This is a genomic window from Roseomonas sp. GC11, assembly GCF_024437745.1.
Lineage (GTDB): Bacteria > Pseudomonadota > Alphaproteobacteria > Acetobacterales > Acetobacteraceae > Pseudoroseomonas.
In genome coordinates this window covers 1-15,358 of record NZ_JANFNY010000056.1, presented here as the reverse complement: position 1 = coordinate 15,358, position 15,358 = coordinate 1, and the positions used below count along the sequence as shown (strand labels likewise).

General features: G+C 68.8%; 14 protein-coding genes. 7 read left to right on the top strand and 7 right to left on the bottom strand.

Annotated features, from left to right (window positions below; all coding sequences use genetic code 11):
• Positions 1-42 precede the first annotated feature (42 nt).
• Entirely contained in the window at positions 43-1,377 is a 1,335-nt protein-coding gene (locus NON00_RS16690) for an ABC transporter substrate-binding protein (protein ID WP_256023247.1), read from the bottom strand.
• 186 nt (positions 1,378-1,563) lie between these two features.
• Between NON00_RS16690 and NON00_RS16685 the strand changes: the two genes are divergently transcribed.
• Positions 1,564-2,460 (top strand): dihydrodipicolinate synthase family protein, encoded by an 897-nt coding sequence (locus NON00_RS16685; protein ID WP_256023245.1) that lies wholly within the window; start codon positions 1,564-1,566, stop codon positions 2,458-2,460.
• Between the two features lie 171 nt (positions 2,461-2,631).
• On the opposite strand, the gene NON00_RS16680 is transcribed toward NON00_RS16685, so the two are convergent.
• On the bottom strand, positions 2,632-3,306 hold the full coding sequence (locus NON00_RS16680) for a GntR family transcriptional regulator (protein WP_256023243.1): 675 nt from the start codon (positions 3,304-3,306) through the stop codon (positions 2,632-2,634).
• 110 nt (positions 3,307-3,416) lie between these two features.
• On the opposite strand from NON00_RS16680, the gene NON00_RS16675 reads away from it, so the two are divergent.
• The 6 genes from NON00_RS16675 to NON00_RS16650 all read left to right on the top strand — a co-directional run bounded on the left by NON00_RS16675 (position 3,417) and on the right by NON00_RS16650 (position 10,267).
• Complete coding sequence (locus NON00_RS16675; RefSeq protein WP_256023240.1) at positions 3,417-4,439, top strand: aldo/keto reductase; 1,023 nt, start codon at positions 3,417-3,419, stop codon at positions 4,437-4,439.
• Between the two features lie 211 nt (positions 4,440-4,650).
• Positions 4,651-6,444: a peptide ABC transporter substrate-binding protein gene (locus NON00_RS16670; RefSeq protein ID WP_256023238.1), complete on the top strand. Its 1,794-nt coding sequence runs from the start codon at positions 4,651-4,653 to the stop codon at positions 6,442-6,444.
• Positions 6,445-6,456: 12 nt separating this feature from the next.
• Positions 6,457-7,419 carry an ABC transporter permease gene (locus NON00_RS16665; protein ID WP_256023236.1) on the top strand — a complete coding sequence of 321 codons (963 nt, stop codon included), beginning with the start codon at positions 6,457-6,459 and terminating at the stop codon, positions 7,417-7,419.
• Positions 7,385-8,323 carry an ABC transporter permease gene (locus NON00_RS16660; protein ID WP_256023233.1) on the top strand — a complete coding sequence of 313 codons (939 nt, stop codon included), beginning with the start codon at positions 7,385-7,387 and terminating at the stop codon, positions 8,321-8,323. Before NON00_RS16665 ends, NON00_RS16660 begins: the two co-directional genes overlap by 35 nt.
• A 4-nt stretch (positions 8,324-8,327) precedes the next feature.
• Positions 8,328-9,299 (top strand): ABC transporter ATP-binding protein, encoded by a 972-nt coding sequence (locus tag NON00_RS16655; RefSeq protein ID WP_256023231.1) that lies wholly within the window; start codon positions 8,328-8,330, stop codon positions 9,297-9,299.
• On the top strand, positions 9,296-10,267 hold the full coding sequence (locus NON00_RS16650; protein WP_256023228.1) for an ABC transporter ATP-binding protein: 972 nt from the start codon (positions 9,296-9,298) through the stop codon (positions 10,265-10,267). The genes NON00_RS16655 and NON00_RS16650 overlap by 4 nt, the downstream gene beginning before the upstream one ends.
• Positions 10,268-10,333: 66 nt before the next feature.
• Here NON00_RS16650 and NON00_RS16645 read toward each other — a convergent pair whose 3' ends face one another.
• The 5 genes from NON00_RS16645 to NON00_RS16625 all read right to left on the bottom strand — a co-directional run.
• On the bottom strand, positions 10,334-11,587 hold the full coding sequence (locus NON00_RS16645) for an FAD-binding oxidoreductase (protein ID WP_256023226.1): 1,254 nt from the start codon (positions 11,585-11,587) through the stop codon (positions 10,334-10,336).
• Between the two features lie 93 nt (positions 11,588-11,680).
• Complete coding sequence (cydX, locus tag NON00_RS16640) at positions 11,681-11,776, bottom strand: cytochrome bd-I oxidase subunit CydX (protein ID WP_256023224.1); 96 nt, start codon at positions 11,774-11,776, stop codon at positions 11,681-11,683.
• A 17-nt stretch (positions 11,777-11,793) separates the two neighbouring features.
• Positions 11,794-12,945, bottom strand: coding sequence for a cytochrome d ubiquinol oxidase subunit II (cydB, locus tag NON00_RS16635; RefSeq protein ID WP_256023221.1), 1,152 nt, complete (start codon positions 12,943-12,945; stop codon positions 11,794-11,796).
• Positions 12,946-12,951: 6 nt separating this feature from the next.
• The gene (locus NON00_RS16630) at positions 12,952-14,535 is read right to left on the bottom strand and encodes a cytochrome ubiquinol oxidase subunit I (RefSeq protein WP_256023218.1); all 1,584 of its coding nucleotides are present in this window, start codon (positions 14,533-14,535) and stop codon (positions 12,952-12,954) included.
• 88 nt (positions 14,536-14,623) lie between these two features.
• Positions 14,624-15,358, bottom strand: a 735-nt coding sequence (locus tag NON00_RS16625; protein ID WP_256023216.1) for an ATP-binding cassette domain-containing protein, incomplete at its 5' end; no start/stop codon positions are given.

The window sequence follows — 15,358 nt, the reverse complement described above, 5'->3', positions numbered from 1 at the left end:
GTAGGTGGGGGTGAGGCGGCGGCAGGCTCGGGACGCTGGCGCTCATGCCTTCTCGCTCCGCTCCAGCACCGGGCGGAACTCGGCCGTGGCGCGGCGCAGTTCCGCCGCCGGGTCGGCGCCGCCGATCATGTTGGTCAGCGCGATGCCGTAGATGTCGCGGAACTCGGTGACGGGGATGACGACCGGCAGCGCCAGCCGGCTGACCGGCGCCGACTGCGCCACGGCATCGACCCAGGCGGCGGGCATGGTGATCTGCTTGCGCACCTCCGCATCGGCCAGGACGGAGTTGCGGAAGGGCACGCCCGAGCCGCTGGCGAAGAGCCGCGCGCCCATCTCCTTCGAGGTGGCCCAGAGGCAGTAGAGATAGGCCGCCTCCTTCTTCGCGCTGGCGGCGGTGACGCCGATGCCATCGCCCGTGGTGGCCGCGGCGCGCCCCTTGGGGCCAGCCGGCATGACGCCATAGCCCACCTTGCCGACGACGCGCGACTTCTCCGGATCCTCCAGCGGCGGGGCGAAGCCGACGCCGTCAAACCACATGCCGATGCGCCCCTGGAGGAAGGCCGACTGGCACTCCGCCCAGTTGAAGCCAGAAACGCCGCGCGGCGCCGCCTTGGTCAGCAGGCGCTGGTAGAGCCTTGCCGCCTCGATCGCCCCGGCGGTGTCCGTCTGCAGCGCGCCATCCTGGATTGGGGTACTGTCCCAGCCCAGCATCAGGCTGGTCCAGACGGGGGTATTGGCGTTCTTCAGCCCGCGCGCGACGAAGCCCGAGACCTGGGCGCGCGGGTCGTTCAGCGCCTCCGCCGTCTCCGCCATCTCCTCGAAGGTCTTCGGGAAGGCGAGGTTCTTCCGCGCGAAGAGTTCCTTGTTGTAGTAGACGATCCAGTAGTCCACCGAGAGCGGCAGCGCGCCCACCGCCTGGCCATCACGCGCGAAGGTGCGGCCGGCCTCGGCGAAGTCGTCCCAGAAGCCCGCCGGCGTCAGCGACGGGTCGGCGATGAAGCCGGAGAGGTCGGCCAGCCACCGGCCCTTCTCGAACTGCCGCTTCTGCACGTGGTAGCTGATATGCACCACATCGAAGCTCGGGCTGCCCGAGGCCAGTTCGATGGTGGTCTTCTGGCGCTGCTGCTGCTCCGGCGTCATCTCGGCATTGACCTTGATGCCGGTCAGCGCCTCGAACTCGCGGTGGTGGCGTTGCAGCGTCTCGCCGCGCGGGCTCTTGATGAGGTTCACCTCGATCGTCGTGCCGGCATATTTGCGCCAGTTGCTGCCCTGCGCCTGCGCGGCGGGCAGGCCCAGGGGCAAGCCCAGGGCGCTTCCCCCGAGAGCCACGGCGGAGCCCAGCAGGCGGCGGCGCGTGGGCGCCCATTCCTGAACCATCATCCTCTCCTTGAAGCATGGGCCGGGCCAGCGATGCCGGCCCTGGCTGCATTCTTGGCGACCGTGTCGCAGTGCGGTTTCCTGTCTATCCGGCTCCGCAAGGCTTGTAAATAAGAGAGAGAAGGCTAACATGTTAGTGCAAAGCACGCTGCGCAACCGGCGCCGCGCCTCCCATGGACGTCCAGAATGACCGCCTCTCCCGCCCGCTTCGGCCTCTCCTGCGCCCTCGCCACGCCCTTCACCGAAGCCGGCCAGCCCGACCTGCCGCGCCTCGTCGCTCATGCCCGGAGCGTGCTCGCGCGCGGCTGCGGCAGCATCACCGTCTTCGGCACCACGGGGGAGGGGCCGCTGCTCGGCCTTGGTGAGCGGCTGCGCGTGCTGGGCGCGCTCCAGGGCGCCGGGCTCGACCTGCGGCGGCAGGTGGTGGGCGGCGTCATCGCCGCCTCGCTGGAGGAGGCCGAGGGCCAGGCCCGCATGCTGCTGGAGAATGACGCCCGCGCCCTGCTGATCGCCCCCTCCTTCTATTTCAAGGGTGTCAGCGAGGATGGCGTGTTCGACTGGTTCGCCGCGCTCTTCGCCCGCCTCGGTGGCGCGGCGCGGGATGTCATCCTCTACAACATCCCCTCCGTGACCGCCGTGCCGATGCCGCTCTCCCTCATCACCCGGCTGCGCCGCGCCTTCCCGGAGCTGATCATCGGCGTCAAGGATTCCTCGGGCGACTGGGCCTATACCGAGGCCCTGCTGGCCGAGCACCGCGACCTCGCCATCCTCATCGGCGATGAGCGCCACCTGGCCGAGGGCGTGCGGCGCGGCGGGCAGGGGGCGATTTCCGGCCTCGCCAACATCATCCCCGAGACGCTGCTGCCGCTGGCCCTGCAGGGTGCCGGCAACGAGGCCGTGGTGGGCGTGGTGGAGGCCGTGCTGCGCCACCCCGTGACGCCGGCGGTGAAGGCGCTGATCGCCGAGCAGACCGGCGATGCCGAATGGCTGCGCGTGCTGCCGCCGCTGCGCGCCCTCGGCGATGCCGCCATCACCCGGCTGCGCGCCGAGGTGACGCAGGCCCTGGCGGCCCGCGCGGCCTGAACCGGCTCAAGGGGGCTTTGCCCCCTCAAACTCCCCCTTTCTTTCCCTTGGGCAGGGGACAGGGTCCCCTGCACCGTCAGCAGGGGGGACTCACAGATGGGTTTCCAAAGGCCTCAGGCCTTTGGTGGGGCGCGTTTGAGAGGGGCGAAGCCCCTCTCAAGAGCTTCTGCCTCAGAGCCCCATCGCGCGCATCTGCGCGTTGCGGATGTGGCGGGAGAGGGTCTCCACCGCCGCCGCCGGGTCGCGCCGCTCCAGCGCCGCGATCACCTGCATGTGGTCGCGCATCACCGGGGCCACGAGGTTGCTCTCCAGCCGCGACTGCGCCTGGCGGATCAGCCGGATCTTGATCGAGTTGACACGGTAGTTGTTGGAGATGATGGCATTGCCCAGCGCATCGATGATGCGGTCGTGGAAGCCCCAGTCCACCGCCTGTGCTTCTTCCAGCAGGGCCGGGTCCTGCCCGGCCTCGGCGCGGTCGAGCATCTCCTGATGCGCGCCGCGGATGCGCGCCAGTTCCTGGTCGCTCACCGTCGCGGCGAAAAGGGCGATGGCCTCGCGCTCCAGGAAGAGGCGGAACTGGAAGGCCTGCTGGATCAGCGAGAGATCCACCTGCGCGATCTGCATGCCGCGCTGGGGGATGGTGCGGATCAGCCCTTCCGCCTCCAGCCGCGGGATCAGCTCGCGGATGGCGCCGAGCGGGAAGCTCGTCATCTCCACCAGCTCGCGCTGGGAAATGAACTGGCCGGGGCGCAGCGCCCGGCTCAGCAACCCATCGGTGAAGGCGCGATAGGCCTTGTCGCGCAGATTGCCTTCCGGCGCACTGGCGGGGGGAGCGTTGTCTTGCATCAGGGCCTCCTCGCCGCGCAGGGTGATGGACAAATTGACATGTCAGTCTGGACGCATGTAGCACCCGCGTCGTCCAAGGTGAAGAACATCCAACAGGGAAGACGCGTCGCATGACCGGCACCACCCTTCTGCCACGCCGCCCGCTGGGCCGCACGGGGATCGAGGTTTCCACGCTCGGCTTCGGGGCCGCGCCGCTCGGCGATCTCTATGCCACGCTTGATGACGCGACGGCCATCGCCGCCGTCGAGCACGCCCTGCGGCAGGGCATGACGCTGGTGGACACCTCCCCGCTTTATGGCCACGGGCTGTCCGAGCATCGTTGTGGCACGGCCATCCGCCGCCATGGGCGGGAGGGCGTCGTGCTCTCCACCAAGGTTGGCCGCTGGATGGACCCGGCGCGCGGCCGGGGCGATGGCTCGGGCTATCGCGGCGGGCTGCCGCATGCGGCGGTCTTCGATTATTCCTATGACGGCACCCTGCGCGCCGTCGAGCAATCCCTGCTGCGGCTGGGCACCGACCGTATCGACATCCTGCTGATCCATGATGTCGATGTCTGGACGCATGGCGCGGATGCCATCGAGGATCGTTTCCGCGAGGCGATGGAGGGCGCCTACCCCGCGCTCGACCGCCTGCGGCGTGAGGGCCGTGTGGGCGCCATCGGCATTGGCGTGAACGAGGCCGAGATGTGCGTCCGCTTCGCCGAGGCCGGGGATTTCGACGCCATGCTGCTGGCCGGCCGCTACTCCCTGCTGGAGCAGCCGGCGCTGGAGCATTTCCTGCCGCTGGCGCAGCGCAAGGGGATTGGTGTCATTCTGGGGGGAGTCTTCAACTCCGGTATCCTGGCCACCGGCGCGGTGCCGGGGGCCAAGTACAATTACCAGGACGCGCCGCCCGAGGTGATGCAGCGCGTGGCCGCCATTGGCCGCGTCTGCGCGGCGCATGGCGTGGCGCTGCCCACGGCGGCGCTGCATTTCGCGCTGGGCCACCCGGCCGTGGCGAGCGTGGTGCTGGGCGCGCAATCCCCCGCCGAGGTGGCCCGCAACATTGAAAGCCTCGCCGCCCCTGTGCCGGCGGCTTTGTGGGGCGCGCTGAAAGCGGCCGGGCTTCTGGACGAGAGTGCTCCAACGCCCTGAAATTATTCTTCTTTTTCTGAAGAAAAAGAAGCAAAAAGACTCTGTCAGTCAGGCGTTCCGCCATAAGCCGGAGGTGGGACGCCCACGGAAAGAAAGTTTTTGGTTCTTTTTTCAAAAAGAACCTTTTTCTTGCTTTTTTGTTAAGCTCCCTGTCTCGTGCATCCCTGGCATGTGAATTGCTGGACGCTTGTCATCCTCAGGGAGACGGACCATGGCGCGACGCGATCTTGAATCGATGTTGACTCAGGTGCGGGAGGGGCAATTGTCCCGCCGCGGTTTCGTGAAGCGTCTGGCGGCCCTGGGGCTGACGGCGCCGATGGCCACCCAGCTGATGATGCTGGCGGGCATCCAGCCGGCCCAGGCACAGCACCCTGCCTATAAACCGACCAGCGCGGGCGGCGGCGGCACCCTGAAGCTGCTCTGGTGGCAGGCGCCCACGCTGCTGAACCCGCATTTCGCCGTCGGCACCAAGGATCAGGATGGCTCGCGCCTCTTCTACGAGCCCCTGGCGGCCTGGGATGGCGATGGCAACCTCATCCCCGTTCTCGCCGCCGAAATTCCGACGCGCGAGAATGGCGGCCTGGCGGCGGATGGCATGTCCGTCACCTGGAAGCTGAAGAAGGGCGTGCAGTGGCATGACGGCCAGCCCTTCACGGCGGATGACGTCGTCTTCAATTGGGAATATGCCCGCGATCCGGCCACGGCTGCCACCACCTCGGGCAGCTATGTCGATGTCGAGGTCGTCAAGGTGGACGACCACACCGTCAAGGTGGTGTTCAAGGCGCCGACGCCCTTCTGGGCGGATGCCTTCGTGGCCAGCGCCGGCATGATCATTCCGAAGCACGTCTTTGGCGAATACAGCGGCGCGAAATCGCGCGAGGCGCCGGCGAACCTCAAGCCGGTGGGCACTGGTCCCTATCTGTTCCGCGAGTTCCGCCCGGGCGACCTCGTCACCGGCGTGCGCAACCCGAACTACCACATGCCGAACCGCCCGCATTTCGATGCCATCGAGATGAAGGGTGGCGGCGATGCCACCTCCGCCGCGCGCGCCGTGCTGCAGACGGGCGAGTATGACATGGCCTGGAACCTTCAGGTCCAGGATGACGTGCTGCGCCGGCTGGAGAGCGGCGGCAAGGGCGTGGTGCAGACCGCCAACAGCACGAATATCGAGCATATCCAGTTCAACTTCACCGACCCCAACACCGAGATCGACGGTGAGCGCGCCAGCCTGAAGACGAAGCACCCGACCCTGTCGGACCCGGTGGTGCGCAAGGCCATCTCGCTGCTGATCGACCGCGATTCGGTGGAGAAGCACATCTATGGCCGCACCGGCGTGGCCACGGTGAACTATGTCACCAATCCGGAGCGTTTCCGCTCGAAGAACACCAGCTACGAATTCAATGTCGAGAAGGCGGCGAAGCTGCTCGACGATGCCGGCTGGAAGCCGGGGCCGGACGGCATCCGCGCCAAGGACGGCAAGGTGCTGAAGTTCCTTTTCCAGACCTCGATCAACCAGCCGCGCCAGCAGACGCAGCAGATCATCAAGCAGGCCTGCCGCAAGGCCGGCATCGATGTGGACCTGAAGTCCGTCACCGCCTCCGTCTTCTTCTCCTCCGACGTGGCCAACCCGGACACCTATCCGCATTTCTACGCCGACCTGCAGATGTACACGACCGATGCCGGCCGCCCCGACCCTGGCCGTTTCCTGCGCAACTTCATCTCCAGCGAGGCGGCACAGAAGGCGAACAAGTGGCAGGGCCGCAACATCCCGCGCTGGCAGAATGCCGAGTATGACCGGCTCTTCGAGCAGGCGACGGTCGAGGTGGACCCCGTCAAGCGCGCCGGCATCCTGATCGCCATGAACGACATGCTGGTCAACGAACTGGTGGTCATGGGCGTGATCGCGCGCACGGCGGTGTCGGCCTTCAGCCGCACGCTGGTCGGCCGGATCAGCGGCTATGACAGCTATCTCGCCGATTTCGCGAACTGGTACCGCGCGGCCTGAGGCGGCGGCGGCATGTCCTGGAGCTATCTCCTCCGCCGTCTCCTGATCGCGATCCCGAGCCTGCTCGGGATCAGCGTGGTGCTTTTCACCGTGCTCGCCCTGGCCCCGGGCGACCCCTTTGGCGAACTGACCAACAATCCCAATGTCCCGGCCGAGGTGCAGGCGGCGCTGCGCGCCAGCCTCGGCCTCGATGACCCGATCTGGCAGCGTTACCTGAACTGGCTCCTGGCCATGCTGCGCGGCGACTGGGGCTATTCCTTCATCAGCCGCATCGATGTGCAGGCGCTGATCCTGCAGCGCGTGCCCGTCACCCTGGCGGTGATCGGCGCGGCGCAGGTGCTGGCCATCTCCATCGCCATTCCCGTCGGCACGCTGGCGGCCATCCGGCCCTATTCGCTGTTCGACCAGATCGCCAACACCGCGGCCTTCATCGGCTTCTCCCTGCCCACCTTCTTCACCGGCATGCTGCTGATCCTGCTGTTCAGCGTGACGCTGAACTGGCTGCCCTTCGTCTTCCGCACCGATCTGCCGGGCAGCGGCCTCACCTGGTGGTGGGAGCAGTTCAGGCAGTCCGTCATGCCGGTGACGGTGCTCGGCCTGTTCCAGGGCGCGTCCCTGGTGCGCTATGCGCGCGCCTCGGTGCTGGATGTGGTGAAGCTCGACTATGTCACCACCGCGCGCTCGAAGGGCATCGGCGCGCGGCGCGTGGTGATGCGCCATGTGCTGCGCAACGCGCTGATCCCCGTCGTCACGCTGGTGGCCCTGCAGATGCCGGCGGTGTTCGGCGGCGCCATCGTCACCGAGCAGATCTTCCGCGTGCCGGGCATCGGCTCGCTGCTGATTTCCTCCATCCTCGCGAACGACACGCCCGTCATCATGGGCGTCACCTCGGTTTTCGCGGCGCTGGTCATCCTGTTCAACCTTCTCGCGGATGTGCTGTATGGCTGGCTCGACCCTCGCATCGCCTTCCGCTGAGGTGGCGCCCGTGGCCACACGCCCGGCACGCCGCCGCTCCCCCGGGCGGGAGGCATGGCGGCGCTTCCGCCGGCATCGCCTCGCCGTCGCCAGCCTGGTGGCGCTTTCCCTCGTCATCCTCGGCGTGCTGGTCTGCCCGCTGCTGTGGAAGGTGCCGATCGACGATATCGACTTCGCCGCCAAGCTGGCCATGCCCTCGGCCGCGCATCCGCTGGGCACCGATGATCTCGGGCAGGACCTGCTGGCGCGCCTCGCCTATGGCGGGCGCATCTCGCTGGCGGTGGGCTTCGCCGCCATGCTGGTCGCGGTGCTGGTCGGCGTCGTCGTCGGTTCCGTCGCGGGCATGGCCAGCGGCCGTGTCGATGCGACGCTGATGTGGGTGAGCGACCTTTTCCTCTCCCTGCCGCAGCTGCCGCTTCTGCTGCTCATCATCTACCTCTTCCGCGACACGCTGAGCGCGCTGTTCGGGATGGAGGGCGGTGTTTTCCTGCTGATGGTCCTCGTCATCGGCGGGTTGCGCTGGATGCCCGTGGCGCGGCTGGTGCGCGCGCAGTTCCTCTCCCTGCGCGAGAAGGAATTCGTCGACGCCGCCCGCGCCCTCGGCGCCTCGCGCCTGCGCGTCGTGGTGCGGCACATCCTGCCCAATGCCCTCGGCCCCGTCATCGTCGCCGCCACCATCGAGGTGGCCAGCGCGGTGATCGCCGAATCCACGCTCTCCTTCCTCGGCCTCGGCTTTCCGCCGGATACGCCCACCTGGGGGCGCATCCTTTTCGACGCGAAGGATTATCTCGACATCGCGCCGCATTGGGCGCTCTTCCCCGGCGCCGCGATCTTCATCGTGGTGCTCACCATCAACTTCATCGGCGACGGCCTGCGCGACGCGCTGGACTCCCGGAGGGTATGACGGCGTGAGCGAGCCCCTGCTCGAAATCCGTGACCTGCGCACCTGGTTCGATACCGATGACGGCACGGTGCGCGCCGTCGATGGCGTCAGCCTCTCCATCCATCCGGGTGAGACCGTCGCCGTCGTCGGCGAATCCGGCTGTGGCAAGACGGTGACGGCGCGCAGCGTGCTGCGCCTGCTCGACATGCCGCCCGGCCGCTTCGCCAGCGGGCAGATCCTCTGGCAGGGGCGGGACCTCATCCCGCTCACCTCTGCCCAGATGGACAGCATCCGCGCCCGCGAGATCGGCATGGTCTTCCAGGAGCCGATGACCTCGCTGAACCCGGTCTATACCGTGGGCCAGCAGATCAGCGAGGCGGTGCGTACCCATGAGGGCCTCTCGCGCAAGGCCGCCATGGAGCGTGCGGTGGAGATGCTGCGCCTCGTGCAGATCCCCAACGCACCGAAGCGGGTGAACGACTATCCGCACCAGTTCTCCGGCGGCATGCGCCAGCGCGTGATGATCGCCATGGCGCTGGCCTGCCGCCCGCGCCTGCTCATCGCCGATGAGCCGACCACGGCGCTCGATGTCACCATCCAGGCGCAGATCGTCGATCTCCTCGCCGAGATGAAAGAGCGCCTCGGCATGGCGATCATGCTCATCACCCACGATATGGGGCTGGTGGCGGAGAATGCGCAGCGCGTGGTCGTCATGTATGCCGGCCGCGTCGTCGAGGAAGCGCCGGTGGATGAACTCTTCGCCCATCCGCGCCACCCCTACACGCAGGGGCTGATCCGCTCCATCCCGCGCGTCGATGCGCGCGTGGTGGTGCGGCAGCGGCTGGAGCAGATCAAGGGCTCCGTGCCCAGCCTGATCAATCTCCCGCCCGGCTGCCGCTTCGCCGACCGTTGTCCCCAGGCGATGGAAGCCTGCCGCGGCGCCGATCCGGCGATGCGCCCGGTGGGCCCCAGCCACAGCATGGCCTGCATCCGATGACCGAAGCCCTGCTTTCCGTCCGTGGCCTGAGCAAGCATTTCAGCCTGAGGGGCGGCCTCTTCGCGCGCGAGGTGGAGCGCGTCCATGCCGTCAATGGCGTCAGCTTCGACCTCGCCCCGGGCGAGACGCTCGGCGTCGTCGGCGAATCCGGCTGTGGCAAGTCCACCACCGGGCGCTGCATCCTGCGCCTGATCGAGCCCAGCGGCGGCCAGGTGCTCTTCGATGGCAAGGATGTCACCAGGCTGGAGGGCGAGGAACTCCGCGCCCTGCGCCGGGAGATGCAGATCATCTTCCAGGACCCCTTCGCCTCGCTCAACCCGCGCCACACGGTGCGCGGCATCGTGGGGGAGGCGCTGATCATCCACGGCCTCGCCAGAACGGGGAAGGAGATCGATGACGAGGTGGCGCGGCTGCTGGAAATCGTCGGCCTGCGCGCGGATCATATGCACCGCTACCCGCATGAATTCTCCGGCGGGCAGCGCCAGCGCATCGGCATCGCCCGTGCGCTGGCCGTGCGGCCCAGGCTCATTGTCTGCGATGAGCCTGTCTCCGCCCTCGATGTCTCCGTGCAGGCGCAGGTCATCAATCTGCTGGAGGATCTCCAGGAGCAGTTCGGGCTCAGCTATCTTTTCATCGCCCATGATCTCTCCGTGGTCGAGCACATCAGCGACCGCGTCGCGGTGATGTATCTCGGGCGCGTCGTCGAGATCGCCTCCGCCCGCGCGCTTTATGATCACCCGCGGCATCCCTATACTGAGGCGCTGCTGGCCTCGGTGCCGATTCCGGATCCTTCCATCAAGCGCCGGCGCATCACGCTGAAAGGCGATGTGCCCAATCCCATCAAGCCACCCTCCGGGTGTCATTTTCATACGCGCTGCCCGGTGGCACAGCCGCGCTGCGCGCAGGAAGCGCCCGAGCTGCGCAGCGATGCGGAGGGGAATGCGGTGGCGTGCCACTTTCCGCTGTGATGCTGGAAAAGGCGGGGCTCCGCCCCGGGCCCCGCTGGGGGAACTGAGTTCCCCCAGACCCCCGCATCAGGAAGAGCGCAGGCGGTTCCAGGGACCGCGCAGGCGGGGCACCAGGAAAGAGAGCAGGGGGGCGCTCCACAGGGGGCGCAGGGGCGAGATCGGCATGGGCAGGTCGGCCGCGGGCGTGCCAAGGCCGGCCATGGCCAGCACCTCGCCCAGGGCCGTTGCCGTGGGGACACCACGGCCGGAATAGCCCAGCAGGGCGAAGAGGCCCTCCGCCGGCTGGTATAAGTGGGGCTGGCGGTCGAGGTTGATCGCCAGCTCGCCCGTCCAGTGCCAGGGCCAGCGCAGCACGCCCAGTGTGTCGAAAACTGCGGGGAAGACCGTGCGCAGCCGCGCATTCAGGGCGGCGGCGCTGCGGGCCGGGTCGCGGCCCAGCGCTCCTTCCACCAGCCCGCCCATGATCAGGCGGTTGCGGCTGTCGAAGCGGAGGTAACGCACATCCGGCCTTGTATCACCCAGATTGTGGTTGCCGGGCAGCAGGTCGCGCCGCAAGGCCGCGGGCAACGGCTCGCTCGCCATGCCATAGGCCGTCATGCGGAAGAAGCTGCGCCCCAGCGGCGGCCTCAGCCGGCCCGTATAGGCATTGGTGGCGATGCCGATGCGCCGCGCCCGGATGCTGCCCCCCGCGCAGCGCAGCCGCCAGCCCTCGCCCAGCCGCTCCAGTTCCAGCACGGGGCTGTGGGTGAAAAGCCGTGCCCCGGCCTGCATCGCCGCCCGAGCCAGGCCGCGCGCGAAGGCCAGCGGGTTCAGATGCCCGCCCTCCGGATGCAGCCAGCCGCCATGAAAGGCATCGGACCCGGTCAGGCGCCGCGCTTCCGCGCGGTCCAGCAGCACGGGGTTGCGCCCCAGCCGGGCATAGAAGGCGCATTGCCGGCGCAGCCCCTCCATCGCCGCCGGGCTATGCGCCAGTTGCAGCGCCCCGGTGGGCGCCGCCTCGCAGTCGATGCCGTATTCGCGGATCAGCCCGAACACCCGCGCGCCCGAGCCGGCCAGCAGCGCCGCCAGCCTCGGCTGCGCCTGTGGATCGAGAAAGCCGAAGACCGGCACGCAATGCCCGTGATTGCGCCCCGAACCACCCTGCCCGATCTCCCCCGCCTCGACGAGCAGGGTGCGCGCGCCCTGGCTGGCCGCATGCAGCGCGGCCGTGAGCCCGGTATAGCCGGCGCCGATCACCACGAAATCGGCGTCGTGCTCCCCGTCCAGGGTGTGGGTGATGGGCGCCGCTGGCGCCGTATCCTCGTAGGGATTGCCGCTCATTTCCTGGCATTTACCAGGATGTGGGGGGCTGGGGGAACTCAGTTCCCCCAGCGGGAGAGTCCAGAGAGGGCGGCGCCCTCTCTGGCCACGCTCTCAGTTCTCTTGATCCATCAGCTCAAACCACATCGCATTCAGCACGGCGAAGGCGGCGGCCAGGGGAAGCCCGAGCAGCCAGGCAAAATACCACATCGCACAGGGTCCTTTTGTCAGTAGCTGTCGGCGCTGCGGGCCACGCTGTCCTCATCCACCTTGCCCCAGAGCACGCGGTACACCCAGGCGGTGTAGGCGAGGATGATGGGCAGGAAGATGACGGTGGCCACCAGCATGATGAACAGCGTCAGATGGGAGGAGGAACTGTCCCACACCGTCAGGCTGGCGCGCGGGTCCAGCGAGGAGGGCAGCAGGAAGGGGAACATCGACAGCCCCACGGTGGAGATGATGCCGAAATTGGCCAGCTTGCTGAGCAGCAGGGTGCTGACCTCGCGCCCCGCGCGCAGGCCGAGGAAGGTGCCCGCCAGCCCGAGGAAGCCCAGCGCCGGCGCCACCATCATCCAGGGATGGGCCCGGTAGTTGGCCAGCCAGTTCACCCCCTCCCGCGTCACGGTCTTGAGCAGCGGGGCGGAGGGGCCGGCGGGGTCGATGGGGCTGGTGATCTGGTAGCCGCCGAGCAGGGTGGCCACCCAGAGCCCGCCCAGGGCGAAGAGCAGCATGGCCGCCAGCGCCGCCAGGCTGCCATAGCGCCGCCCGCGCAGGGCCACCACGCCGCTGGCCTTCAGCGAGAGCCAGGCGCCGCCATGCATCACCAGCATGCTGAGCGAGAGCAGCCCGCAGAGCAGGGCGAAGGGGTTGAGCAGGCCGAAGAAGCTGCCCTCGTAGCGGATGCCGTATTCCTCGGTGAAGCGGAAGGGCACGCCCTGCAGCACATTGCCGACGGCGACGCCGAAGATCAGCGCCGGGACGAAGCCGCCGATGAAGAGCGCCCAGTCCCAGCCATTGCGCCAGCGCGCTTCCTCGCGCTTGCTGCGGTATTTGAAACCGACGGGCCGCAGGATGAGCGCCGCCAGCACCACGAACATCGCGAGATAGAAGCCCGAGAAGGACACGGCATAGAGCGGCGGCCAGGCGGCGAAGATGGCGCCGCCGCCGAGGATCAGCCACACCTGATTGCCTTCCCAGGTGGGGCCGACGCTGTTGATGGCCACGCGCCGCTCCAGGTCGGTGCGGCCGACGAAGGGCAGCAGCGCGCCCACGCCGAGGTCGAAGCCATCGGTGACGGCGAAGCCGATCAGCAGCACGCCGAGCAGCACCCACCAGATCAGGCGCAGGGTGGGGTAGTCGATGAGGTCATGCAGGATCATGGCGCGTCACTCCGCGGCCAGGGCGCTGAGCGGCGCGCGGCCGGAGGCGGGGGCAGGGGCGGGGGTGATGGTGGGGCCCTTGCGGATGGCCTTCAGCATCAGCCCCATCTCCACCACGGCGAGCGCGCTGTAGAGCAGCGTGAAGCCGGCGATGGTCAGCAGCACCTCGGTCACCCCGAGATGGGAGACCGCCATGGCGGTGGGCAGCACGCCCTCGATGATCCAGGGCTGGCGGCCGAATTCGGCGACGATCCAGCCCATTTCGGCGGCGATCCAGGGCAGCGGGATGGCGCAGACCGCGACCCAGAGCAGCCAGCGGTGGTGATCCAGCCGGTGCCGGGCCGAGAGATAGAAAAAGGTCGCCGTCAGCAGGATGAAGAAGATGCCGAGCCCGACCATGATGCGGAAGGACCAGAAGAGCGGCGCCACCTGCGGCACGGTGTCATTGGCGGCGCGGGCGATCTGCTCCGGCGTCGCCTGCCGCGGGTCGTCGACATAGCGGCGCAGCAGGTAGGCATAGCCCAGCTGCCGCCCATGCGTCTCGAAGCTCTGCCGCAGCGCCGCCGGGATGGCGGCGCCGCGCGGCAGGGCGCGGATCTGCTGGAGCGCGTCATAGGCGATGATGCCCTCGCGCACCCGCTGTTCCGCCCGCGCCACGAGGTCCTTGATGCCCGGCACCTCGGTGGTGAGGGAGCGCGTGGCGATCAGCCCCATCAGGCCGGGGATGTGGATGGCGTAATGCGTCTCCCGCGCTTCCTGGTCGGGGAAGCCGAAGGCGGTGAAGGAGGCGGGGGCGGGCTCGGTTTCCCACATGGCCTCGATGGCGGCCAGCTTCATCTGCTGGTGCTCGGTGGCCAGGTAGCCGCTTTCATCGCCGAGCACGACGACGGAGAGCGAGGCGGCGAGGCCGAAGGAGGCGGCCACCGTCATCGAGCGCCTGGCCAGTGCCACATGCCGCGTCTGCAGCAGGTACCAGGCGGAGACGCCGAGCACGAAGAGCGCGGCGGTGACATAGCCGGCCGAGACGGTGTGGACGAATTTCGCCTGGGCCACCGGGTTGAACAGCACGGCCCAGAAGTCGGTCACCTCCATCCGCATGGTCTCGGGGTTGAAGGCGGCGCCCACCGGGTTCTGCATCCAGCCATTGGCGATGAGGATCCAGAGCGCGGAGAGGTTGGTGCCCAGCGCCACGGCCCAGGTGGCGACGAGATGGCCGAGCTTCGAGAGCCTGTCCCAGCCGAAGAAGAACAGACCGACGAAGGTGGCCTCCAGGAAGAAGGCCATCAGCCCTTCGATCGCCAGCGGGGCGCCGAAGATATCGCCGACATAATGGCTGTAGTAGCTCCAGTTCATGCCGAACTGGAATTCCATGGTCAGGCCCGTGGCGACGCCCAGCACGAAGTTGATGCCGAAGAGCGTGCCCCAGAAGCGCGTCATGTCCTTCCAGATGGTCCGGCCGGTCATGACGTAGACGGTTTCCATGATCGCCAGCAGGATCGCGAGGCCGATCGTCAGCGGGACGAAGAGGAAGTGATACAGGGCGGTCAGCGCGAATTGCAGCCGCGAGAGGGAGACGACGTCCAGTTCCATCCGATTGCCTGCCGGGTCTGGCCCGGCCCTTCTCGGTGTTGCGGGGCGTCGCCGGAGCGCGGCGCCCGAAGCCTGCGGGGAGGGCGGTTCAGCCCTGCCGCAGCGAGGCGAGCGCGGCCTCGAAGCCGGCTTCGCCGCGCCGGTGGCTGGCCGTGATGCGGCCCTCCTCCAGCAGCAGCAGGCGGTCGGCCAGTTCGGCCTCGCGCCGCAGATGGGTGCAGACCAGCAGGGCGCGGCCCGCCCCGGCCGTGGCGAGGCGCGCCAGCACCTCGCGCGCCAGGGCGGGGTCCAGCCCCTCGGTCGGTTCGTCGAGCAGCCAGAGCGGCGCGTCGCGCAGCAGTAGCCGCGCCAGGGCGAGGCGCCGCGCCTGCCCGCCGGAGAGGCCGGCGCCGCCCTCGCCGAGCTTCGTCTCCAGCCCCTCGGGCAGGCTGGCGAGCAGCGGGGCCAGCCCGGCCTGTTCCAGCGCGGCGGTCAGGCGGGCCTCATCGGCGCTGGGGTCGGCCAGCAGCAGGTTGCCGCGCAGCGTGTCCTGGAACAGCTCCGTCCGCTGCGTCAGCAGGGTGGCGGGCAGGGCGGCGGCATGGCCCGCGCTCGGCGCCTGCTCCCCGGCCAGCAGGGCGAGCAGGCTGGACTTGCCCGCGCCGCTGGCGCCGGCCAGCGCCACGCGCTCCCCCTCGCGCAGCGCCAGGGTGATGGCGTGCAGCGCCGGGCGCGGGGCGCCGGGATGGCACAGGCTGGCCTCGTGCAGCACGGCGGCGAGGCCGGGGCCCGGGGCGGGTAGGGGGGCGGGCAGGGGGGCGGCGAGAGGCATGGCGGGTGGCGG

Bases quoted from the DNA above. Each gene is read 5' to 3' on its own strand.
- NON00_RS16690 (WP_256023247.1), bottom strand. From the start codon at position 1,377: ATGGTTCAGGAATGGGCGCCCACGCGCCGCCGCCTGCTGGGCTCCGCC.
- NON00_RS16685 (WP_256023245.1), top strand. From the start codon at position 1,564: ATGACCGCCTCTCCCGCCCGCTTCGGCCTCTCCTGCGCCCTCGCCACG.
- NON00_RS16680 (WP_256023243.1), bottom strand. From the start codon at position 3,306: ATGCAAGACAACGCTCCCCCCGCCAGTGCGCCGGAAGGCAATCTGCGC.
- NON00_RS16675 (WP_256023240.1), top strand. From the start codon at position 3,417: ATGACCGGCACCACCCTTCTGCCACGCCGCCCGCTGGGCCGCACGGGG.
- NON00_RS16670 (WP_256023238.1), top strand. From the start codon at position 4,651: ATGGCGCGACGCGATCTTGAATCGATGTTGACTCAGGTGCGGGAGGGG.
- NON00_RS16665 (WP_256023236.1), top strand. From the start codon at position 6,457: ATGTCCTGGAGCTATCTCCTCCGCCGTCTCCTGATCGCGATCCCGAGC.
- NON00_RS16660 (WP_256023233.1), top strand. From the start codon at position 7,385: ATGGCTGGCTCGACCCTCGCATCGCCTTCCGCTGAGGTGGCGCCCGTG.
- NON00_RS16650 (WP_256023228.1), top strand. From the start codon at position 9,296: ATGACCGAAGCCCTGCTTTCCGTCCGTGGCCTGAGCAAGCATTTCAGC.
- NON00_RS16645 (WP_256023226.1), bottom strand. From the start codon at position 11,587: ATGAGCGGCAATCCCTACGAGGATACGGCGCCAGCGGCGCCCATCACC.
- cydX (WP_256023224.1), bottom strand. From the start codon at position 11,776: ATGTGGTATTTTGCCTGGCTGCTCGGGCTTCCCCTGGCCGCCGCCTTC.
- cydB (WP_256023221.1), bottom strand. From the start codon at position 12,945: ATGATCCTGCATGACCTCATCGACTACCCCACCCTGCGCCTGATCTGG.
- NON00_RS16630 (WP_256023218.1), bottom strand. From the start codon at position 14,535: ATGGAACTGGACGTCGTCTCCCTCTCGCGGCTGCAATTCGCGCTGACC.